Origin of the sequence: Bacillus sp. RSS_NA_20 (genome assembly GCF_020165915.1) — a bacterium.
Classification (GTDB): domain Bacteria; phylum Bacillota; class Bacilli; order Bacillales; family Bacillaceae; genus Bacillus; species Bacillus altitudinis.
The window spans coordinates 827,132-850,107 of sequence record NZ_JAIUKW010000003.1 but is presented as its reverse complement, the minus strand read 5'-3'; the positions used below and the strand labels follow the sequence as shown (position 1 = coordinate 850,107).

Here is a 22,976-nt window from a genome sequence, read left to right as displayed (position 1 = left end):
TGATAGTAGTAGCTTTCGAGAAAATATAGGAGAAAGGAAGGAGCGGCGTGAGTTATAAAGAAATCAACGTAACCCAGACACGGGCGAAACAGGAAGCCTGGAAAAACCTGCTGAAAAAGCCGCTCCCTGAACGAGACGGCTACGTCAAGGACGAGCACACCTTATCCTTGCCGCGTCTCGCCGCCCGTGTCCTTGGAACTCCGCATGATGCAACCGATTATTTTATTTATTTACATGAATTATACGAAACTGACGGCATGCATATTTTAAGTGAAACCCTCAACCGGCATATTGAGCCGGAGCACTTTCAAGCGCTCCAGCGGATTCATATGATCAATCAGGAAGAAAAGGGATTGTCCGTGAATCGATTTGTGGCTTTCTTAGACGGTGAACAGCTCATTGTGCGTCATCCAAACCCAGTGATGAACCGGCATATTCGTCTTTCGTTAATTCAGGTGTTTGAACATTTCAAGCAGTTGCATGAAGGGGGATTCCAGCATCCTGATTTCCGCCGTGTGCTGCTAGATGTAGTGAAGTTTTCAAATAATCATCTAGGACCATGGCTGAAGGAAGGCAATATGGAAGAAAAAATGCCAGCTGTCATTTGGTATGGAGAGGCGAATAAAAGTCAGCTTTATTTTCTTTACTATGTCATGCTGATTGGCTGTGATGTGGTGCTGTTTCATCCAGAAGGCAAGGATCAATTTCGTGAATTAGATCCAGAAGAAAAGCTGACTTTTATTGATCAGTATCCAGGGACGTCAAAGCTTGAACCGTTCCCTACTGAAAAGCCTGAGAGGAAATCAACGGTGGCGTACCGTTCGACAAGAGAGCTTGAAGAGGTACTTCACACAGAAGATTCCATGCTGTATAAGCCATGGCAATTCAGAGATCATACCCCTCATTCTATTACGCTAAAGACAACGTATGATGAGCTGTTTTTAATTGCGAAGGAACGGTCGTTTATCCGCCCGAATTTCAAAGCAGACCGTGACACCATACAGATTCCGAATCTTTTTGCGAAGATGATGGGGGTGACGAGAGACAAGCGAGAATATTGGGACCGTATCCATACGCTAATGGAGGGGAAAGAAACGAAAACGATCCGTCATTTCCCTTTCACACAAGAAGTGTCTTCGAATTATCAATTTCATTATCAGCATGCACTCTCTAAAGCAGGAGAGGTTGACCCTGATTTGTTAATGAAAAGCAATGTGTGGCAGTTCTCGCATTTATATGAGGGCACGCAGCGTGCGATCGCAGAGGCCATTTCTCGCATTTGTCAGCATCCGAAGCTGTTAAAAGAAGGCCATGAGACCGAATTAGATGTGCGTATTTATTTATTCAAGCAGCTTTTGCATATGAACCAAGATGTAATTGAACTCATTCAAACCTTTGATTATGCCCAGACTGTACCGAAAGTGATTTTATACCATACGGAATATAATGGTGAGCTGACTCGTTCTGATGCGGCTGCCCTGATTTTCCTAAATGAAATGGGTGTGGATCTCTTCGTCTATCATCCCGCCGGCTATCAGTGTATAGAGCGGTATATAGACGATCAATTATTTGATACACATTGGCTTGATGAAATGGTCATGAACCAAGAGTTTAAAGAGCCGTCCATTGTGAGAAAGTTATTTCAATCCATTAAAAACCGATAAGGAGATCAAAGCTTATGACAAATACAAACGGAAATGACATCATTTCAATTGATAAAGAGGAAATCACGATTGAAAAGGCAGACGATATTCGCGTTCAGCTGCGCAATGAACCAGAAGTCCAAAACATTGCGAGACAGATTGATGCCAAAAATCAGCTTGAACTGCTTGAATACGGGAAACAGCCGGCTGTCGAAATCTCTAAGTTTTCTGACCGTATCCTCTCTATGATGCGTTCAACAAGTGTCACAGACTCAGGAACGATGCTTACACAGCTTGGAAAGATTATGGATCGTTTTGATAAAAATGATTTTGACGAGCCGAAGGGCGGTTTGTTGTCAAAAATCTTTAAACGCGGCGGCAGCATGATCGAAAAGATATTCAGCAAATATCAAACGCTCGGTGCAGAAATTGAAAAAATCAATGTGGAAATCAGTAAATACAAAGATGAAATGACCAAATCGACGGTTACGCTTGAAGAAATGTATGAGCATAACATTCAATACTATATGGAGCTTGAAAAGTATGTCGTCGCAGGGCAAATGAAGATCGAAGAATTAAAACAATTGGTCCCTTCTTATGAAGAAAAAGCGGCGGGGGGAAACCAGCTGGCACAAATGGAGCTGGATACGCTTCGTAATGGGATTCAAGCGCTTGAAGAGCGTGTATATGATCTTGATATGGCACGGATGGTGGCACTTCAAACGGCACCGCAAATCCGTTTGCTGCAGCGTGGTAATACGAAATTAATCGGGAAAATTAACTCTGCCTTCATCATTACGATTCCAATTTTCAAAAATGGAATCATTCAAGCGGTAACAGCGAAGAGACAAAAGCTTGTGGCTGATTCCATGAGTGAACTGGACAGAAGAACGAATGAAATGCTGAAACGAAATGCTGAAAATATCTCAAGTCAAAGTGTTGAGATTGCTAAATTATCAGGTCGTCCAAGCATCGACATTGAAACGATCGAATCATCCTTCAATACGATTGTACAAGGGATGAAAGAGACGAAGCAGATTGAAGAAGAAAACAAACGATTACGTGAGGACGGAACAAAACGTATGCTTGAACTTCAAGATAATATTAAGAAAGCTGCCCTAGAGTCCTAAAAAAACAGGCTGTCTGTAACTAAAGTTGCAGGCAGTTTTTTCATGAATTTGATTAAAATTTGAGGAAAAAGGTTTTTATGTGACCTTTTTCGGGTAAATCCTGTTCAGGGGCATGGTTCACCCATGAAAGAAAAAGTCCGCTATCACAAGGATTCGACTTATTTTTTAGCACAATAAGGAATTTCCAGTAAAATATTGTCTGGTGAGAGAAAATACCCCGTAAAATATGTAGTTTATGAAGCATTCTATAGGATTTACGAGTAATACGGCGTATAAACTGTAATCACCAGACCTCTATATGGAATTCATACATATTGTACGGAAATAAGCGAATTCTAAAGATTGTTCGCATCATAACGCTTATGTTACGGTTATAAAGATGCTAATTTGGAGGGAAAAAATGAATTCTGAAGAGAGAAAGATCAAAATCAAGATAAATAATGTATCTAAAATTTTCGGTAAAAATGCTAAAAAAGCATCTCAAATGCTTGAAAAAGGGAAGACAAAAAGAGAAATCCTAAAAGAGACCGGCGCAACAGTTGGTGTCAATCGAGCAAATTTTGATGTGTATGACGGCGAGATATTTGTCATCATGGGGCTATCAGGGAGCGGAAAGTCCACACTTGTGCGGCTGCTAAATAGGTTAATCGAACCAACCTCCGGCGAAATTTATATTGATGGGGATATGATAACAAATATGTCAAAGGATCAATTGCGTGAAGTTAGACGGAAAAAGATCAGCATGGTCTTCCAAAACTTCGCATTGTTCCCGCATCGTACCATTCTGGAGAATACAGAATACGGGCTTGAATTGCAAGGTGTAGAGAAAGAACAGCGCCGCTCTAAAGCGCTTGAATCTTTAAAGCTTGTTGGACTTGAAGGTTTTGAAGAGCAGTACCCAAATCAATTAAGTGGCGGTATGCAGCAGCGTGTTGGATTGGCACGTGCACTAGCTAATGACCCTGATATTTTGTTAATGGATGAAGCATTCAGCGCACTAGATCCATTAATTCGTAAAGACATGCAGGATGAATTGCTTGAGCTTCATACGTCTGTAGGAAAAACAATTATTTTCATCACGCATGATTTAGATGAAGCGCTTCGTATTGGCGACCGCATTGTCCTCATGAAAGACGGGAATATCGTTCAAATCGGAACACCAGAAGAAATTCTGATGAACCCATCGAACGAGTATGTTGAACGTTTCGTTGAAGATGTAGACCTTTCTAAAGTATTAACCGCTGGTCATATTATGAAACGTGCAGAAACAGTTCAGATTGATAAAGGGGCACGTGTTGCGCTCACGCTCATGAAGAACCTTGGTATTTCGTCTATCTATGCAGTAGATAAGAAAAAGCATTTATTAGGTGTTATTTCTGCACAAGCAGCGAAAAAAGCGGCAGAAACGGGTGCGTCGCTAGAAACTGTTCTTGATAAAGAATTTACGACAGTATTGGAATCAACGTATTTAACAGAGATCTTTGACGCGGTGTCTGATGCGAACATTCCAATTGCCGTTGTAGATGAGAAAAACAGAATGAAGGGTATTGTGGTCAGAGGTGCATTGATTGGTGCATTATCAGGTAATGATGAATATATCAACATGTCTTCTAACAAGCTAGAGGAAATTAAAGCACAAGAGCCTTCTGCACAGGAGGTAGAATAAGATGTTTAGTATGAGTGATTTACCTAGAATTCCGTTCGCGGATTATATCGATCAATTTGTTGACTGGTTAACATTAACCTTTGGTGGTTTCTTTGATGGCATCACAAATGGATTAGCTGGAACAGTAAATGGTATTGTAGCTGCACTTGGCGTCATTCCATCCATTATTTTAACGCTTATCTTTGCCGGCATTGCTTGGTGGATCAGTACAAGAGGAGTTGCTCTTTTCACACTTATTGGATTCTTACTGATCGACTATTTAGGCTACTGGCAGCCAATGCTGCAAACACTTGCGCTCGTTCTGACAGCTGTGGTCATTTCTATCGTGATCGGGGTTCCGATCGGTATTTGGGCATCACAGAAGGAAACAGTGCGTAAAATTGTCACACCTATTTTAGACTTAATGCAGACAATGCCTGCATTCGTTTATCTTTTACCAGCAATCTTCTTCTTTAACATCGGAGTAGTACCTGGCGTTGTGGCATCGGTTATTTTCTCTATGCCGCCAACGATTCGTATGACCATTCTCGGGATTAAACAAGTACCATCTGATTTAATTGAAGCAACAGAAGCTTTTGGTTCAACGACATTCCAGCGTTTGTTCAAAGTTCAGCTTCCACTTGCTACAAAAACCATCTTAGCTGGGATTAACCAAAGTATCATGCTTGCTCTATCCATGGTCGTCATTGCGGCAATGGTTGGTGCACCAGGACTTGGTTCGGAAGTATATAGTGCAGTAACGCAGCTGAAAACAGGGATTGGTTTTGAAGCTGGTATTGCCATTGTTATTGTAGCGATCACACTGGATCGTATTACACAAAACATTAAAACGAAAAAAACCAGGGGGAATGCTTAATGTGGAAAAAGTCTCTCTACATTGGGATGACCGCCCTGCTCGTCTTTTTACTAGCGGCTTGTGGTGCACAATCAGATTCAAATGCAAGTGCAGCACAGCAGGTCAATAAAACGATTATCGGGATTGATCCGGGTTCAGGTATTATGGCCTTAACCGATCAAGCGAAAAAGGATTACGGTTTAGAGGATTGGACGGTTGTATCTGCCTCAAGTGCAGCGATGACAGCGACATTGAAGAAATCGTATGACCGTAAAAAACCGATTATCATCACTGGCTGGAATCCTCACTGGATGTTTTCCCGCTACGATTTGAAATATTTAGATGATCCGAAAAAATCATATGGTGACGAAGAAGAAATTCACACCATTTCTCGTAAAGGATTTGCGAAGGATCAGCCGGAAGCAGCCAAAATGCTCAGTCAGTTTAAATGGTCTCAAGATGATATGGGTGAAGTGATGCTTGATATTCAGGATGGCGTCAAACCAAAGGATGCTGCAGTTAAATATGTGAAAAAGCATAAAGATCAAGTAGCGAAATGGACAAAAGGCGTGAAAAAGTCAAACGGTGACAAAATCAATCTTGCCTACGTTGCGTGGGATAGTGAGATTGCAAGTACCAATGTGGCCGCAGAGGTATTGCGTGAACTTGGCTTTAAAGTGACCTTGACTCAGGTTGAAGCGGGCCCAATGTGGACAGCAATTGCAACCGGAAGTGCTGATGCATCATTATCTGCATGGCTTCCAAATACGCATAAAACGTATGCAGCGAAGTTTAAAGGAAAATATGATGATCTCGGTACAAGTATGAAGGGTCTTCGCATGGGTCTCGTTGTTCCGACTTATATGAAAAACGTCAACTCGATCGAAGATTTGAAAAAATAGCCAATTGTATAACAGTTCCCTTATAATAGAAGGGAGCATATGGAAAAAGCAGTCTGCTCAAAAAGCGACTGCTTTTTCTTATATATAAGGATGGTGGATGAGTTGTCGATGGTGGAAAAACCAATGATGATTTTCCTGCACGGTGGAGGCGTAAGCAGCTGGATGTGGCAGGAGCATATGGAAATATTCAAGGAAACGTATGAATGCTATACCCCTGATTTTATTGGTCACGGGACAAGAGCAAATGAAACGTCGTTTTCCATGCGAGAAAGTGCTTATGAAATCATTTCATGGATAAAGGAGCATGCACATGGCCGTACAGTCATTCTAATTGGCTTCTCTCTAGGTGCACAGGTAGCCGTTGATGTGTTATCGAGAGAGCCAGACATCGCAGACATCGCCATCATCAATAGCGCCCTTGTGTTGCCATTACCATGGCTCTATTTGATGGTAAGGCCCATTTTACCTCTTACATATCCGTTATTAAAGAAAGATTGGTTCATCCAGCTGCAAGCAGAAAAGATGGGACTTCCAAACGATGTACTGGATCATTATGCAGCGGATTCCAAACAATTGCAGAAGAAGACGCTGCTTACGATGTTTCAAGAAAATCTTCATTACAAGCTCCCTGACACGTTTCAACAAGCAAAGGCACGGATTCTTGTGACAGTGGGAGAAAAGGAAAAGGGCATTATGACTAGGTCAGCAGAAAAAATCACGAATGCACACCCGAATGCAGCCGGGTTCATCGTTCCTGACATTGGACATACGTTTACTTTTGAAAAGAAAGAACTTTTTGTCGACATGATCAAAAGCTTTATAGAAGAGCGTGCGTTACCAGCGGAATTAAAGGAAATAAGGAAGCTAGGCCATTTAGAAAGTGAAGATGAGCATAAAAGGGGCAGGCATGTATAAGACACTGTATGATATAGGTATAAAACGCTTACAGATGAATGGGTGTATGGATGGAAGCTCGTAAGTGAGCCATGAAGGAGGAAGCATGAGTAAAAACTATATCATATTTGGTGCGAGTCAAGGATTAGGGGATGCCTTTGTAAAAGGTCTTCCTTCAAGTGGAGATACAGTATGGATTGTGTCACGAAGTGAACCAAGCAGTTTGAACATAGACGATGGGGTGCGTAGAATTTGGCTGAAGATCGATTTATCAAGCCAAACCCATATCCCTTTTATGCTCGAAGCATTGAAGAATCAGACAATTGATGTACTTATTTATAACGTAGGTTTATGGGAGAAACGCGGCTTTGAAGATGATTATTCTTTCGATCTTGATCAACCGGAGGATATCGCTCATTTAATCAATGTGAACGTTACCTCAACGATTACCTACATCCAAGCTCTGCTTCCGCACGTAAGGACATCTGAGAATGGAAAGATCATCGTCATTGGTTCTACTGCGGGACTTGACCATACGAATTTGTCTCAGGTTTCTTTTGTTGCTTCTAAATTTGGGCTTCGTGGTATTGTGAACGCACTAAGAGAGCACGTAAGGAAAGATAAAATATCCGTTACCTGTATCAATCCAGGGGAGCTGGCAGCAGAAGTTCCGTACGAAGATGGCGCTGAAAAAGCCATTGCTCTGTATGATGAAACGAGAATACCTGTACAAGATATTGTCGAGCTGGCGAGATGTGTTATTCATCTATCCAGGGTGTCCTGTGTGAAAGAAATCAATGTCCCGGCGATGACAGATGTGAATGCGTAAAATAAAGGAGACCACCCTCTTCAGGAAAGACGGGTGGTTTTTTTATTTTACGATGAATGCTGTTGAAGTGTTTCGTATACAGCTTCCGTCAAAATCTCAATGCCGGTAAAAATCGCAGAGCGATCGAATGTCATATAAGGGTGATGAAGCCCAGGTTTTAAATCACAGCCTAAACCGAGCATCGTCGATTTAATATGAGGAACCTTTGCTGCATAAAAATGAAAGTCCTCTCCGCCTGTCGTCACGATCGGTGGATCGAGCTGTTCTTTGCCTAGCACTTGCTCTATGGCATGTGACATGATCTCCACAGCTTCTTCATTTAATGTCGCAGCTGGAAGACGATGATCAGTTGAAAGTGTGATAGAGGCGCCAAAAGCATCTGCTACAGAATGGCATGCTCTTTCAATTTCCTTTTCTAATTCATCCATCACTTCGTTTGTCTGTGCCCGAACGTCGAGTGTAAAAGAGGCCTTGCCAGGTATGATGTTTGAGCTGCCGCCGCCTGCATTTAAATTGGTCATTTTCACAGAATGGGCGACTCGTGGATCGACATGGATATGCGCCAGTCTCTGCACAAGCGTAGATGCAACTTCGATGACGTTGACCCCAAGGTGCGGGCGTGCACCGTGAGCTTCCTCCCCTAGAATGGTCCCGACGTAATGATTACTTGATCCGTGCAAAATGGCAGGAGCGCAGCGTCCGTTTAAGGTTTCTTGAATTGGGCGCACATGCACCCCGTATAAATAATCGACGTCAGCTAACACACCTTTTTCGATCATCTTTAAAGCGCCGCCGCCTCTTTCTTCGGCAGGCTGAAAAATGAATCGGATCGTGCCACTTGGAAGTTCTTTTTCTTTCAATGCCATGAATGTCCCAAGTGCCATCGTCATATGAGCATCGTGTCCGCATGAATGGTTGGCTTGAAATACGCCATCTACTTCCTGCCACAATGCGTCAATATCGGCTCTCACAGCAACCACTGGTGCGCCTTCCCCAATTTCACCAATTACCCCTGTACAGTCTTCAAATGTTCTCGTTTTACAGCCTAATTTCTTTAATAGAGCTTCAATATAAGCTGTCGTATTTGTCTCTTCCCAGCTGATTTCTGGATGAGCGTGCAGATGTTCAAAGATGTCTGTCACGGTTTGTTTCATCTCGTTTGTCAAAGTTGTCATGAGAAGCCTCCTTGCTGACAGATAATCTGCCAAAACATTCTTTTAGTGAAATAATATTGATCTTAAATATCATCAGTGTTTATAATATAACACATCATTTGATTATTCAGAAAATTAAGTGAAATTCCGATCGGGACAAAGGGGTTTTGACAGATGAAAACAACAACAGTATCAGCACCTGAGAAACAAAAAAGAAAACTTCAGATGCCGGATGCGTATGTACTCTTATTTATGATTGCTTTAATTTGTACGATCGCAACGTATTTTGTACCAGCCGGTGAATTTGATCGGAAAACGTCAGGAGAAATCACAACAGCGGTTCCTGGCAGTTATCACCGTATAGATCAATCACCAGTTAGTCCGGTTGGTTTTTTTACAGCGATTCAAGAAGGGATGGTTGGTTCATCCTCTATTATTTTTCTGATTCTTTTTACTGGCGGAACCATTGCGATTCTGGAAAAGACAGGTGCCATTAACGGGATGATTCACAATGTCATCAGCCGGTTCCAAACGAAACAGCTATTGTTTATTTGTATTGTTGGCGGATTGTTTTCTGTACTTGGGACGACCGGAATTGTGGTGAACTCGGTCATTGGCTTTATTCCTATTGGAATCATTGTGGCACGTTCTTTAAAGTGGGATGCAGTGGCGGGAGCGGCGGTTATTTACATCGGCTGTTATGCAGGTTTTAACGCAACCATTTTGTCTCCATCTCCATTAGGTTTATCACAAACGATTGCAGAACTGCCGATTTTTTCTGGTATTGGTCTGCGTGTCATCATTTATCTTTGTTTTCTCCTATCTAGTATTGTGTACATCTATTTATATACAAAACGCTTGAAAAATAAAGAAAAGGGAAGCCTGCTTGGTGACGAGTGGTTTCCAGCTAAAGGGCTAGGAGGAGCTGATGCGGAATCTGTGGACAAGCCTGAATTCACCGGTAGACATAAGCTGATTTTAGCGGTGTGCGGTTTGTCGCTTGGGGGGTTCTTATATGGTGCGCTTCAGCTTGGCTGGACCGATAAGGAAATGGCTGGTGTGTTCATTTTCATGGCAATTGCTGCTGGACTGCTTGGGGGATTAGCTGCCAATGATATTGCAAAAACGTTTATTGTCGGCTGTCAAAGCCTTGTATACGGCGCACTCATTGTTGGCATGGCACGCTGCATTTCAGTCATTTTGGAAAACGGCAAGCTGCTTGATACTGTGGTGAATGGGCTTGCGAGTATGCTGACAGGGTTTAGTCCAATCGCTGGTGCGATCGGCATGTATATCGCCAGTGCGCTCCTTCACTTTTTGATTTCATCAGGATCAGGAGAAGCTGTTGTTTTTATACCGATTCTTGCGCCGCTTGCTGATTTAATGGGTATCACGAGACAAGTAGCGGTAGAAGCAGTGATGCTCGGTGAAGGGGTGGTCAACTGCGTGAATCCGACTTCAGGTGTGTTGATGGCTGTCTTGGCTGCAAGTGGGATTCCTTACGTGAAATGGCTGCGTTTTATGGTGCCGCTTGCGCTCATTTGGTTCGTCATCGGCCTTGTCTTTATTTGTATCGGTGTCATGATCAATTGGGGACCTTATTAAATAAGAGAGAAGCTGCCAAAGAGTGTTTGGCGGCTTTTTTCTTATGAGAACATGTATGGGGACAGCGGTTTAAAACCACAATATGAGTGTTCACAAAATGGCTACATTATTTTTTTGAGCAATCCCCTTGCAAAAGTTTGTGAAGTGTTGCACAATAAGAATGTGAAATACTTCACATAAGAAAAACAACCTAGTTTTACTCAGGAGGATGAGATAAATGACAAACGAAAAAGTAAACAAAGTAGCACTTATTGGAGCAGGTTTTGTCGGCAGCAGTTATGCCTTTACATTAATAAATCAAGCAATCACAGATGAATTGGTAGTCATCGATTTGAATCAAGATAAAGCAATGGGTGACGTCATGGATTTAAACCACGGGAAAGCATTCGCCCCGCATCCTGTGAATACTTGGTATGGAGATTATGAGGATTGTCAGGATGCTGATATTGTATGTATCTGCGCTGGTGCAAACCAAAAGCCAGGTGAAACGAGACTTGATCTTGTTGAGAAAAATTTAAATATATTTAAAGGCATTGTAGACAATGTGATGAAAAGCGGATTCGATGGTATTTTCTTAGTTGCTACGAACCCAGTTGATATTTTGACTTATGCGACTTGGAAATTCAGCGGACTACCAAAAGAACGAGTGATTGGCAGTGGAACAACGCTTGATACGGCAAGATTCAGATACATGCTTAGTGAGTACTTTGAAGCAGCGGCGCACAATGTGCATGCGTACATCATTGGAGAGCATGGAGATACAGAGCTTGCTGTTTGGAGCCATGCGAATATCGGAAGTGTACCGATCACAGAATTAATGAAGAGAAATGACCAATACAAACAAGAAGATTTAGACGACATCATGGAGAATGTCCGTCATGCTGCTTACCAAATCATTGAGAAAAAAGGAGCGACTTATTACGGCGTAGCGATGAGTTTAGCCCGTATTACTAGAGCCATTTTACACAATGAAAACAGTATTTTGACTGTCAGCACTTATTTAGATGGGGAATACGGAGCAGAAGATGTCTACATTGGTGTACCTGCCCTCGTGAACCGAAATGGTGCAACAGAAGTGATGGAGCTCGCACTGAACGACACAGAAAAAGAAAAATTCGCACATAGTGTGAATGTGTTAAAAGAAATTTTAGCTCCTCATTTTTAATCAATCAAAGGCAACCTATCTGAGCAGAAAAGGATGAATCACTATGTGGCAGCAAATATATGATCCGTTTGGTAATGAGTTCGTCAGTGCATTGGTGGCCATGCTTCCAATCTTGTTTTTCCTACTTGCATTGACTGTATTTAAGTTAAAAGGGGTATTAGCCGCTTGTTTTACCTTGATCGTCAGTTTTGTAACAGCTGTTTTCTTCTTTCATATGCCAATTGAAAAAGCATTATCTGCTGTGGTGCTCGGTGTATCTAATGGGCTGTGGCCGATTGGATATATCGTCATCATGGCCGTGTGGCTCTATAAAATTGCTGTGAAGTCTGGAAAGTTTGATGTCATTCGTTCTAGTATTGCAGGAATTTCTCAAGATCAACGGTTACAGCTCTTATTAATTGGTTTTAGTTTTAACGCATTTTTAGAGGGAGCCGCTGGATTCGGTGTACCGATTGCGATTAGTGCCGCTCTTTTAACAGAGCTTGGGTTTAAACCACTAAAAGCCGCCATGCTCTGCTTGATTGCAAATGCTGCGTCTGGCGCTTTTGGTGCAGTAGGTATCCCAGTTATTACTGGAGCACAAATGGGGAATATGACGCCGCTTGAGCTGTCTCAAACCCTTGTGTACACCATTCCGTTTATTTCTTTCTGTATCCCATTTCTGCTGATTCTCATTGTAGACGGCTTTAAGGGAATCAAAGAAACACTACCAGCCTTGCTTGTTGTGAGTGGAAGCTATGCGATTCTGCAGGCTGTTACAATGGTCACGATGGGTCCTGAGCTTGCCAATATTATTTCAGCTTTAGCGAGTATGGGAATTCTGGCACTATTTCTTCGAAAATGGCAGCCAAAACACATTTACCGTGAAGAAGGCGCACCGGCCATTGAACAAAAACAAACGTTTAGCGGAGTTGAGGTGCTGAAAGCATGGTCTCCGTTTTATATTTTAACTGCCGTCATTACTGTATGGAGCCTACCAGCTTTTAAAGCATTATTTGCTGTAGGAGGACCGCTTAACTGGACAACCATTTTAGTGAAAATGCCGTTTCTGCATCAGCAAATTGTGAAATTACCACCAATTGCCCAAACAGAAACACCGATTGATGCGATCTTTAAAATTGATGTTATTAGTGCAACAGGTACCGCCATTCTAATTGCGGTGATGCTGACAGGATTGTTCAGCAGACATATTACATTAAAAGAAGGGGCTGCCTGCTTAAATGCAGCGGTCAAAGAGCTTTGGGTCCCTGTTCTTACGATTTGTTTTGTCATGGGCTTTGCCAACTTGGCGAACTTTGCAGGTCTAAGTTCTGCTATCGGACTAGCGCTTGCTAAAACAGGCGATTTATTCCCGCTTGTCAGCCCAGTGCTTGGCTGGATCGGCGTGTTTATTACGGGGTCTGTTGTGAGTAACAATGCCTTATTCGGCAACCTTCAAGCAGTCACCGCTTCTCAAATCGGCTCTCAGGCAGGTTTGTTAATCGGGGCAAATACGACCGGTGGTGTGATGGCGAAATTAATTTCTCCACAATCCATTGCCATTGCAACAGCAGCTGTTGGAGAAACAGGTAAAGAATCTGAGCTCTTCCAAAAAACAGTGAAGTACAGCTTCATTTTGCTCGGCATCGTATGTATATGGACATTTATTCTTGCTCAATTTATATAGGTTGATCGATTGATTGAAAAATGGAAGACTGAGAGATTTCTCAGTCTTTTTTTATGTAGATTCTCGTGTGACAAGCCGAGTAGGTAGCTGAATATGTTCACGTTGTAATGGTTTTTGATCTTGCAACAGCTGAATCATTTGTTTGACAGACTGCTGGCCAAGCTCGACGATAGGGATGTCGATGGTCGTGATCGTTGGAGCTGTCACCTCGCAAATGTCTTGATTGTCATAACCGATCACCGCTAAATCTTTAGGAATGTCATATCCATATGAAATGGCTTGTTTAATGAGGCCTGCTGCCACTTGATCATTGCCGGTGAAAATCGCATCCGGCGCATCCGGCATCCTGTGGATTAAGTCCATTAAACGAAAGCCGTCCTCAATGGTAAAAGCCTCGCCGAACAGCCAATCTTCTTTAAGCGGCAAACCGTGATCAGAAAGCGCATCAAGATAGCCTTGCTTTCTTTGTTTTTGCGCTTCACTGCTTTCTGTATCAAAGCAAAATCCAATGGATGTACGCCCTGATTGAATCAAGTAGTCAACCGCTTTATAAGCAGCTTCCCGCTCATCATATCCGATAATCGGAATGTCTGCTGTTTGATGATACTCATTTGCCATGACGATCGGGCCGTTTGATAAAAATGGCTCGATTGTTTCCCACTTATTTTCTAACGCCCCCAATATGACACCATCTACTTCTTTTCTTTTTAATAATTGAAGCCCTTCAAGTTCTACTGATTCTTGATAAAACGTTTGGAGCACGATGGCTTTATACCCTTGATCCAGTGCTTCCTTTGAAATGCCTTTAATCAATTGTGCAAAAAAAGGATGGTCCACAGCTGGAACAGACACAGCAATGGTTTTTGTCTGATGTGACCGAAGGGTGCGGGCTGCTGAGCTTGGTGTATACTCCATTTCCTTCATCACCTGTAAAATGTGCTGGCGCTTTTCTTCTGATACATATGGATGGTTGTTCAGCACCCGAGAAACAGTGGTCGTTGAAACCCCGCAGCGTTTGGCAATTTCATAAATTGTACACATATTAACAAATCCTTTACACAAAGTTATTGTTCTGAAATCGATAACATCATTTACAATGTGAAACAAGTTAAATATTAACAAATGGAATTGATTAATTGGAGGGAATGGAATGCAAATATTGACGAAGATATCAGGTAAAAGCAAGGATTATCTACCGTTGCTGGATATGATCAATCAAGGTGTTCAAGTAAAGGCTGATTCAGTTGAAAAGAATCTAGCGAATGATAAGCTTGCTGCGTTCCTTGAGCAAGATATTGCGCGTACGGGTTTGGAAAAAATTCTCTTCCATTATAAACAAAATAAGGAAAAAAAGATACCGTTCCTGCCGGTCGATAAACTGATTTCGGAGGATGAGATCGATGATATTATGCAGGTGCTGAAAGAAGTATTAAGTTCAGGCCGTTTTACATCAGGCCCTTATATTCCAAAGTTTGAAAAGACGCTCGCAGCGTACTTAGGGAAAAAATATGTCATTGCCACATCAAGTGGAACAGATGCCTTGATGATCAGTTTAATATCAGCAGGCGTCCATCCTGGAGATGAGGTCATCCTACCTGCTAACAGCTTTGCTGCAACAGAAAATGCAGTGCTTGCGATTGGTGCGGTTCCAGTCTATGCCGATATTGATCCAGACACCTACTGCCTAGCGGCGAATGAAATAGAAAAGCATATCACAGATAAGACAGTATGTATTCTCCCGGTTCATTTGTATGGAAAGCAAGCGGATATGAAGGCCATTTCGACGATTGCGAAACGGCATGGTCTATCGATCATTGAGGATGGCTGTCAGGCGATTGGCAGCAGCGGGCTTGGGGCATTTGGGGATGGACTTGTTCTCAGCTTTAATCCTTACAAAAACCTTGGAGTTTGCGGAAAGGCAGGAGCCATCGCGACAAATGATGAAGCCTTAGCCGAAAAATGCATGGAAATCAGCTATCACGGTTTTGAACCAGGAAAGAAAAACGTGAAGCGCAGTGACTATGGCTTTAATTCTAAGATTGATAACTTACAGGCCGCAATCGGGCTAGAACGAATGAAATATTTAGGTTTACAAAACTTTAAACGCTTTTACTTGGCAAAGAGATACATAGATCAGCTGCAAACGCTGGAAGGCGAAGGCTACATAAAGCTTCCGAAGCTGACAGAGGATCACGTATGGCATCTATTCCCGATCAGAGTGGTGAAGGGAAGCCGAGATGAGCTTGCAGAGAAATTACTGGAAATGGGCATAGAAACAGACGTCTATTACCCAATTTTATCGCATCAGCATCAAACGAATCTTGTTTCTCAAAAGTATAGACAAACGGAACTACCACATACGGAAAAAGCCGTACAGCAATTACTCCACTTGCCGCTTTACCCAGGAATGCCGCTGCAAGATCAGGAGAAAGTCATCGAGGGGGTCCATCATGTTATCAAATCTTCCATTCAATAAAAAGCTTGTGCATCAACCGCAACATCCGCAGTGGATCGTCTTCTGTGATTTCGATGAGACCTATTATTCTCACGGAATGACCGAGGAGCAGAGAGAGGATGTAAAACGGCTGGAAGCTTTTGTGGCAGAAAAGAGCGAAGCCGGACAGCTCATGCTGGGCTGGGTGACGGGAAGCAGCCTCGATTCTGTTACGAGCAAAATGGAGAAGGGTGGTTTCTATCAATTCCCGCATTTCATTGCGTCGAATTTAGGAACTGAAATCGTGTATACATCAGATGGGAAATTTGGACAGCCAGATGCAGAATGGATGAAACGGCTTGATGCACAGGGCTTTTCAGACGAAAAAATCGAAGATATTCTGCAAAGCGTACGTGAAAAGGGGATCACTCTTAGGCCGCAAACGCAGCTAGGCAGCTCTGGGTATAAAAAGAATTTCTATTATCAGGAGCAGGATGAACGGACAGACCTTCATCATCTATCATTCATCCAAACACTTGCGAAGGAGCGGGGTGTGGCGGTGAACATCAATAAATGCAACCCACTTGCGGGTGACCCTGCGGATTGCTATGACGTTGATTTTTTACCAGTTGGAACAGGAAAGGATGAAATCGTTCGGTTTATGCTGAATCAATATAACCTGTCAAAAGATAAGGGCTTTGCTTTTGGTGATAGTGGGAATGACCTGCGGATGCTTCAATCCGTCACGCACGGCTTTCTTGTCCAAAATGCAACAGCCGAAGCCAAACGGCACCATCATCAAATTTGTCATCATGGGTATGCAAAAGGAATCTATGAAACATTGAAAACAGTGATGTATAAACATGAGGAGGCACATTCATGAAGAAAATTGGAATTGTTGGAGCAGGGAATATTGCAAAAGCACATGCTAGAGCATTATCAACGATCAAAGGTGCAGAATTATCTGGGGTCTATGACTTGCACGAATCCGTCGCACAAGGATTTATTAAACAGTACGGCGGACGGGTGTATGCCAGTATCGAAACACTAGCGGATGCATCAGATGGATTGATCATTGCTTCCCCTAACTTCTGTCACAAGGACCATGCCCTTCAGGCGCTTAGAGCAGGACAGCCGATTTTATGTGAAAAACCGATGGCTGTATCGTTAAAAGAAGCGAAGGAAATGGTGGAGACAGCCAAACAGTTCCAGGTTCAAGCCAGTATGGGCTTTAACTATCGCTATTTATCTTTTGTGAATATTTTGAAGAACTTGATCGCCAATGGTGAATTAGGACGCGTTTTGACAGTACGGACACATTTTAAGAAAAATAGTGCCCTTAGAAGAAAGACATTTTCGTGGAGAGACAGCGGCGAAAGTCTGCGTACAAGCGGGGCTTTAGGAGATTTAGGGATTCATTTGATTGATATGCTGTGGTACTTATTTGGCAGTGAAATGAAAAAAGAATCCCTTAATACGAAGATGCTGACACATGTAAAGGAAAAAGAAGAGAAAAAGGTACAGGTTGATGACCATACCGAAATTTTTGGGCAAATGGAGAATCAAGTGTTCTTTCATTTGGTGACGTCCAAAAGTACGCAGCCCGAGGAATGTGGATTTAGTGTAGAAGTGGTGGGGCATGACAAGGTTTTTAAATACCATACAAACATGAAAAACGAATATGAGATCAGTGATGGCTTGTGTGTAGAGCGTCATCAAATGCCGCAAACATTGCTGACAGATCCGCCGAATGAATTTTATGGATGGTCTGATACATTCCGTGATCAGCTGATGCATTGGGTAAATACAAACTCATATCCATCTCATATGAAGGTAGCTGATTTTGCAGATGGTTATCGCGCGCAGGCTGCGCTGAATACGTGCTTCGAGAGGGAAGAGGCTGTTGTCTCTGCCCGCGCATATTAATGAAGAGGTGGAGCGGAGGATATCATGACTCCGCTCCTTTTTAGAGGAAGTGAAAAGATGAAAAAGGTGTTTTATTTTGGTTGTATCTTTTATTTTTTTATTGGGACCATTCATGTGTTTTTTGGCAGTTTAACGCCTTATTTGCTGTCTAGTTATGATAAGGGTCCTGGGGAATTATCTTCTTTAATCTTCTTTCAGTTTATTGGTTTTTTGACAGGCGTTCTTTTGTCGCCCATTCTTGTGAGGAAAAAAGGCTACGGCGCTGTTCTGACGATGGGATTGCTGCTGATGATCGGAGCGCTTCTTCTTGGCCTTTTGGTACCAGGTTGGACGATTCTTGTGGTGGCAGGTTTTTTCCTTGGGAGCGGTGCTGGCAGTCTTGAGACAACGGCCGGGGCGTATGTCATTTCAATGGCAAACAGTGCAAAGCGAATCAGCATCATGGAGGTCTTTTTTGGATTAGGTGCATTATTATTTCCACTATTGATTCTGCTGACTGTGACAGAGGAAACGTGGCATTATGTATTTTTATTTCAAGTCGGTGCACTGACTTTTTTCCTTATGCTGTGGCTTACTTTTATGAATAAACTCCCTCGTGGACAGATGGCAGCTCCTTCTCAAGACATGAAGAAACCATCTTTGCTGTTTGATCGAGGGAATCGAATGATTGTGGTGATTATGATCTGTTTTGCGTTTTTCTACGCAGGAATTGAAACGAACTTTGCGAACTTTTTACCGTCGATCATGCTGGAAAAAGGGGGAGACAACTGGGGTCTTTTTGCGGTCTCTACTTTTTGGACAGCGATCGTCATTGGCAGAACTGTCATTGCGAGAAAAGCCGATCAGCTGCATCCGCTGCGTTTTTTAAAGTTAAGCGCAGCGCTGATGATTGTGCTGCTCGCCATATTTGCTCTAGCCACCCACATCGCCGCGCAGCTAATTCTGATCTTTTTCATCGGTCTGTGCGCAGCTGGCATGTTCCCTATTGCCCTAACGGCATCTGCATTAATGATTGAAAATGCCATCGACGAGGCCACGAGTTATTTTATTGCCGCCGCTAGTTTAGGTGGAGCCTGTTTGTCCTTTTTGATTGGGTTTAGCCTTGAGTGGGCAGGTGCGGCAAGCGCCGTCTTTGTTTTCGCCTTTTTAGCTGTTCTCCTTTTTGCGGCTGCCATTCAAATGAATCGATCTCGGAAAAAAGAAACCATACCCACACAGCCGCCGGCGATGAAAGCAGATCGATAAGCAGCTGATCTGGTGGCTCCTCCTTTTGTATAGCTTATCTTCAGAAAAGGTGACGAAGGACTTGTACTAAAACAACGAAAGCGTGAATAACATGTACAAGTCAGCATCAAAAGGAGGACGTCTATGTGGCGGTGTTTTTTGGTTATATCTTTTTAGGGTTGTCACTTTCAGCGCCTGTTGGGCCAGTCAATGCAGCCCAAATCGACAGAGGGATTAAAAGTGGATTTTGGCACGCTTGGATTTTTGGTGTGGGGGCTATGGCTGCGGATATTGTCTATATGATCCTCATCTATTTTGGTGTCGCCCAGCTTTTGACTGCACCACTTGTGAAAACCTTTTTGTGGCTATTCGGCTTTTTCGTTCTGACCTATACCGGTATTGAAAGCCTTCGTAAAATCAATTTGCAGGAAAGCCCAAAGAAGGACGGAGGAAACACGTCGATCGGGCATTCGTTCATGACGGGATTTTTCATTTCCCTTTCCAATCCGCTTAGTATATTATTTTGGCTTGGGATCTATGGCAGTATTTTAGCCAATACGATTGAAAAGTACGGGGCATCTCAAATGCTGATGTACAGCATGGCTATTTTCATCGGCATGCTCTTATGGGATTTCTGTATGGCGCTGCTCGCCAGTACGTTTAGACGATATTTAAATGAACGGATTTTGCACGGCTTATCCGTTCTGGCAGGTCTCTCTTTACTCGGCTTCGGTGCTTACTTTGGATATCAAGGGATCATGGCGCTCATTGGATAGAATGGTTGATCAGAAAAAGGGCTAAAATCTAAATCATTTTAGCCCTTTTTCATATTTGACAATAATAGGACACTCTTCAATAATGATGGAAGATACATAAAATTGAAGGAGTTTTTGCCATGAGTATGTTCCTGCCAGCATTCAACTATGTGTGTATGCTGATGTTGTCTGTGATCACATCGACATTTGTTTATATCATGTTGTTTGCCTCACCTGAATCCGGATTCAGTTATGTGGAGGTCACCAGTCTTTTCATTTTGATCGCTTATGTCCTATTTGCTGCACCTATCCAAATGGTTTTACACCGTCATCCTGAGAAGTTTCGACGCCGTGATTTATTGGTTTATTTTATCGGGGCGTGGGTGGTTTGTTCGGCGCTTGCTTTATGGATTGATTATGGTGTTGTCGTCTTTATTAGCTACAAAGTTTATCTATTTAGCTTTTGCGCGACCTTTATTTATTGGCTGCTTGATTCAGTCTTTTTAAAGAAGAAGAATCAATCATAAAGGCTTTTCCCGTCTTTTCTCTTGAACATGAACGTGTATGACCTTCGAGAATCCGCTTGATACAAAAGCAAGAGCCGTCATCAGAAGGACCCAGTATAGATTGCTAAGGTCAAATCCAGTATAAACGAAGATGAAAATCATCGAGATCACGGACGTTAATATGAGGACAGGCCATATCCGTTTAAATAGCAGATAACCAACAAATCCCCAAAGGAAAGCCATCACTGGTAGTGTAAATAAGATCAGATACATCGGATGGAGAAAAAGAAGACGCATGTCATTCACCCATTTCTTTTATGATGGCCGACTCTATTAGATAGAGGCGGCTAAATGATGATATGCAGAAGCATACTCATACATGATTAGATAAATGGAAGTGAATTCCTGCTTCATCCGTCAAATCAACCACCTTGTGAATGTCCAGTGAAAGTCGTTGAAGGACAGTCACCACAGCTTTTTCCTCCTCATAGGCTATGGAGAAGACGCTAAAACGAGGTGGAAGAAAATGGCCCAGCTGTATGCAAAAAGTTGCCTTGATCAAAATCTACGATCACTCGAAGAATGGAAGCAGGATGCCTTCACACAGTTTGGAGAGATGGTAGGGGATGAGGCAGATACATTTCCGTGTGTACCAGGCAGACAAGGATTTTTTCTCGATCATTTGCGTTATGGGTTTGTCGGTGATCCGCGGGGAGAAGAGGCCGTGAATGAATTAGCAGAGCTTTTAAGGGAATACCAAAGCTGCTCTAGGGAAACCGGTCAATATGCTTCGTTCATTTGCTTTTTTGAAACACCGCAGGATATGAAGGAGTATTCGCTCGAAGAGTATGAGGAGCAGTTTTGGTCGGTTGTTCAGCAATTACATCAAAAGGATGAAATGAAATGGCCAGAGGAAATTCCATCAGATCCTGAAAATCATGAATGGGAATTTTGTTTTCATGGAGAGCCTTATTTTATTTTATGCGCGACACCAGCGCATAAGCTAAGAAAAAGCCGTCATTTTCCTTATGTGATGTGGGCCTTTCAACCAAGGTGGGTGTTTGAAAAGATGAACGGTTCCACCACATTTGGTCAAAAAATGAGTAAACTCGTTCGGAAGAGGCTGAAGGCGTATGATCAAGTTGATGTACATCCAGCATTAAAATGGTATGGGGATCAGAAAAATTTAGAATGGAAACAATATTTTCTCTCAGATGATGAGGCGGAGAAACCAGCCTCCGCCAAATGTCCATTTACTGCTTTAAAAAACATGATGAAATTATGATGCGGCCTGATCCTGTTTCCACTTTTTTCTCATAAAGAGTACCATGATGCCAATTACAGCAATGATTCCAAGGCTAATAAAAAAGCCAGGTCGTCCGCTTGCCTCTGTCAGAGTACCTGAAACAGCTGCACCAATTAAGATCAGGGCAAGAACCATTTCGCACGTTTGGCGAGTGGATGGCTTTGACAGTTTTTTGCTTGAAAGCAGAATAAACACCCATGTGTACAAAAGAGTTAAACCGGCTGCCGTTGTGAGATGCTCGTAAATGTGTTTGGACAAAAAGAGTGCCAGCAAAATCGAGACAATCAACCCTGCAGCAGTTAAAAGAATTGAAGACCATCTGACATGAGATGGTTCTTTTTGTTTAAAACAAGCAGGTGCATCCTGATGCTCCGACATCGTGCCAAGCAGCGTCGTGACCGCATAGAGGGAGGCAACCAATGTGGAAAACCCGGCAATAATGAAAATGCCATTAAAGATATGAAGAAAAATGGATAAATGAAATGGCTCCAGTGATGTAATAAATGGACTGCTATTCTCGTTAAAGGCTGTCACTGGCACCAGCAAAAGCGCAAGTCCGATGGAGACGATATAAATGACAGCAAGAATGATCAGCATCACACGTCCAGATTTTGCGGCGTCCTTCGGGTCTTTTAAATGAACCGCCATCAGCCCCATGACTTCAATCCCCCCGAAAGCATAAAACGCATAAATCAGTCCATTCCATAGACCGAGTGGGCCGAGCGGCATCCATTCATGGTCTTTATTTGGCAGGTGGAGGGTGGGCCTATGCTCTGTGAGAATGCCGCATAAAACAAGAACGGCAAGGACGACAAACAATAGGATCGCCCCGGTCTTCAGCACGGCAAGGACATTTTCCGTCTTTTGAAAAGAAGAAAGCCCAATGATAATCACAAGCAGGGCAAGAGCGGAATAAATCGCTGAAAATACCCAAAGTGGAATGGATGGAAACCAGTGACGAGTAAAAAGAGAAATCGCCGTCAGCTGACTCCCTGTGATGAGCATTTCTGAAAACCAATACACCCAGCCATTACTAAATCCCGCCCAGCGCCCATAGGCTTTTCGGGCATAGGAACAAAATGATCCTTTATCTGGGTTTTCGGCTGTCATCGCAGCCAGGTGTTTAAAGACGAGATATGTGCCGACTGCCGCAAGCAAAAATGAAATGCAGACGGAATAACCGGACTTTGTAATGGCGATGCTGGAACCAAGGAAGAAACCAGTGCCGATTGTACAGCCGACTCCGATAAGAGAAAGCTGCCACCAAGATAAAGATTGTTCTTCTTTCAATGAATGTGCAACACCTTTCTGATTCAATAGTATTAGCTTGTGACCG

20 protein-coding genes are annotated in these 22,976 nt (G+C 42.8%); 17 read left to right on the top strand and 3 right to left on the bottom strand.

The genetic code is table 11. The features are described from left to right. The first annotated feature begins 47 nt into the window (after window positions 1–47). The 7 genes from LCD32_RS04310 (at window position 48) to LCD32_RS04280 (ending at window position 7,899) form a co-directional block, all read left to right on the top strand. Entirely contained in the window at window positions 48–1,664 is a 1,617-nt protein-coding gene (locus LCD32_RS04310; protein WP_096880960.1) for a YceG family protein, read from the top strand. A 14-nt stretch (window positions 1,665–1,678) separates the two neighbouring features. Beyond that, on the top strand, window positions 1,679–2,773 hold the full coding sequence (locus LCD32_RS04305; protein ID WP_007498324.1) for a toxic anion resistance protein: 1,095 nt from the start codon (window positions 1,679–1,681) through the stop codon (window positions 2,771–2,773). Between the two features lie 400 nt (window positions 2,774–3,173). Beyond that, window positions 3,174–4,439 carry a glycine/proline betaine ABC transporter ATP-binding protein OpuAA gene (gene opuAA / locus LCD32_RS04300; RefSeq protein ID WP_017358586.1) on the top strand — a complete coding sequence of 422 codons (1,266 nt, stop codon included), beginning with the start codon at window positions 3,174–3,176 and terminating at the stop codon, window positions 4,437–4,439. Window positions 4,440–4,449: 10 nt separating this feature from the next. After that, window positions 4,450–5,295, top strand: coding sequence for a glycine/proline betaine ABC transporter permease subunit OpuAB (opuAB, locus tag LCD32_RS04295; RefSeq protein ID WP_024718999.1), 846 nt, complete (start codon window positions 4,450–4,452; stop codon window positions 5,293–5,295). Beyond that, the gene (locus LCD32_RS04290) at window positions 5,295–6,176 is read left to right on the top strand and encodes a glycine betaine ABC transporter substrate-binding protein (RefSeq protein WP_008342122.1); all 882 of its coding nucleotides are present in this window, start codon (window positions 5,295–5,297) and stop codon (window positions 6,174–6,176) included. The genes opuAB and LCD32_RS04290 overlap by 1 nt, the downstream gene beginning before the upstream one ends. Before the next feature lie 108 nt (window positions 6,177–6,284). Further along, the gene (locus LCD32_RS04285) at window positions 6,285–7,091 is read left to right on the top strand and encodes an alpha/beta fold hydrolase (RefSeq protein ID WP_224562876.1); all 807 of its coding nucleotides are present in this window, start codon (window positions 6,285–6,287) and stop codon (window positions 7,089–7,091) included. 85 nt (window positions 7,092–7,176) lie between these two features. Continuing rightward, window positions 7,177–7,899 (top strand): SDR family NAD(P)-dependent oxidoreductase, encoded by a 723-nt coding sequence (locus LCD32_RS04280; protein ID WP_039166374.1) that lies wholly within the window; start codon window positions 7,177–7,179, stop codon window positions 7,897–7,899. 47 nt (window positions 7,900–7,946) lie between these two features. Here the strand turns inward: LCD32_RS04280 and LCD32_RS04275 are convergent, their stop codons facing one another. Then, window positions 7,947–9,074 (bottom strand): M20 peptidase aminoacylase family protein, encoded by a 1,128-nt coding sequence (locus tag LCD32_RS04275; RefSeq protein ID WP_057078597.1) that lies wholly within the window; start codon window positions 9,072–9,074, stop codon window positions 7,947–7,949. Window positions 9,075–9,227: 153 nt separating this feature from the next. Here LCD32_RS04275 and LCD32_RS04270 point away from each other — a divergent pair, with 153 nt between their 5' ends. The 3 genes from LCD32_RS04270 (at window position 9,228) to LCD32_RS04260 (ending at window position 13,489) form a co-directional block, all read left to right on the top strand. Continuing rightward, entirely contained in the window at window positions 9,228–10,658 is a 1,431-nt protein-coding gene (locus tag LCD32_RS04270) for a YfcC family protein (protein ID WP_017366562.1), read from the top strand. A gap of 217 nt (window positions 10,659–10,875) precedes the next feature. Beyond that, complete coding sequence (locus LCD32_RS04265; RefSeq protein ID WP_007498309.1) at window positions 10,876–11,823, top strand: L-lactate dehydrogenase; 948 nt, start codon at window positions 10,876–10,878, stop codon at window positions 11,821–11,823. Between the two features lie 43 nt (window positions 11,824–11,866). After that, a complete protein-coding gene (locus tag LCD32_RS04260; protein WP_046342560.1) occupies window positions 11,867–13,489 on the top strand; it encodes an L-lactate permease in 1,623 nt (540 codons plus the stop codon). A gap of 51 nt (window positions 13,490–13,540) precedes the next feature. Here the strand turns inward: LCD32_RS04260 and LCD32_RS04255 are convergent, their stop codons facing one another. Continuing rightward, window positions 13,541–14,530 (bottom strand): LacI family DNA-binding transcriptional regulator, encoded by a 990-nt coding sequence (locus tag LCD32_RS04255; protein ID WP_046342561.1) that lies wholly within the window; start codon window positions 14,528–14,530, stop codon window positions 13,541–13,543. Between the two features lie 109 nt (window positions 14,531–14,639). Here LCD32_RS04255 and LCD32_RS04250 point away from each other — a divergent pair, with 109 nt between their 5' ends. The 7 genes from LCD32_RS04250 (at window position 14,640) to LCD32_RS04215 (ending at window position 21,619) form a co-directional block, all read left to right on the top strand. After that, complete coding sequence (locus tag LCD32_RS04250; RefSeq protein ID WP_224562873.1) at window positions 14,640–15,965, top strand: DegT/DnrJ/EryC1/StrS family aminotransferase; 1,326 nt, start codon at window positions 14,640–14,642, stop codon at window positions 15,963–15,965. Continuing rightward, a complete protein-coding gene (locus LCD32_RS04245; RefSeq protein ID WP_017366565.1) occupies window positions 15,940–16,806 on the top strand; it encodes an HAD-IIB family hydrolase in 867 nt (288 codons plus the stop codon). Before LCD32_RS04250 ends, LCD32_RS04245 begins: the two co-directional genes overlap by 26 nt. Next, entirely contained in the window at window positions 16,803–17,849 is a 1,047-nt protein-coding gene (locus tag LCD32_RS04240; RefSeq protein ID WP_017358578.1) for a Gfo/Idh/MocA family protein, read from the top strand. The genes LCD32_RS04245 and LCD32_RS04240 overlap by 4 nt, the downstream gene beginning before the upstream one ends. Window positions 17,850–17,906: 57 nt before the next feature. Then, complete coding sequence (locus LCD32_RS04235) at window positions 17,907–19,094, top strand: MFS transporter (protein ID WP_224562870.1); 1,188 nt, start codon at window positions 17,907–17,909, stop codon at window positions 19,092–19,094. 125 nt (window positions 19,095–19,219) lie between these two features. Continuing rightward, the gene (locus LCD32_RS04230; protein WP_060780735.1) at window positions 19,220–19,849 is read left to right on the top strand and encodes a LysE family translocator; all 630 of its coding nucleotides are present in this window, start codon (window positions 19,220–19,222) and stop codon (window positions 19,847–19,849) included. A gap of 119 nt (window positions 19,850–19,968) precedes the next feature. Then, entirely contained in the window at window positions 19,969–20,355 is a 387-nt protein-coding gene (locus LCD32_RS04225) for a UPF0715 family protein (protein ID WP_224562867.1), read from the top strand. 505 nt (window positions 20,356–20,860) lie between these two features. Next, window positions 20,861–21,619 carry a YqcI/YcgG family protein gene (locus LCD32_RS04215; protein WP_024718983.1) on the top strand — a complete coding sequence of 253 codons (759 nt, stop codon included), beginning with the start codon at window positions 20,861–20,863 and terminating at the stop codon, window positions 21,617–21,619. Here LCD32_RS04215 and LCD32_RS04210 read toward each other — a convergent pair. Beyond that, window positions 21,614–22,963 (bottom strand): amino acid permease, encoded by a 1,350-nt coding sequence (locus LCD32_RS04210; protein ID WP_041091232.1) that lies wholly within the window; start codon window positions 22,961–22,963, stop codon window positions 21,614–21,616. The two genes, LCD32_RS04215 and LCD32_RS04210, sit on opposite strands and share 6 nt — an antisense overlap. Between the last annotated feature and the right edge of the window lie 13 nt (window positions 22,964–22,976).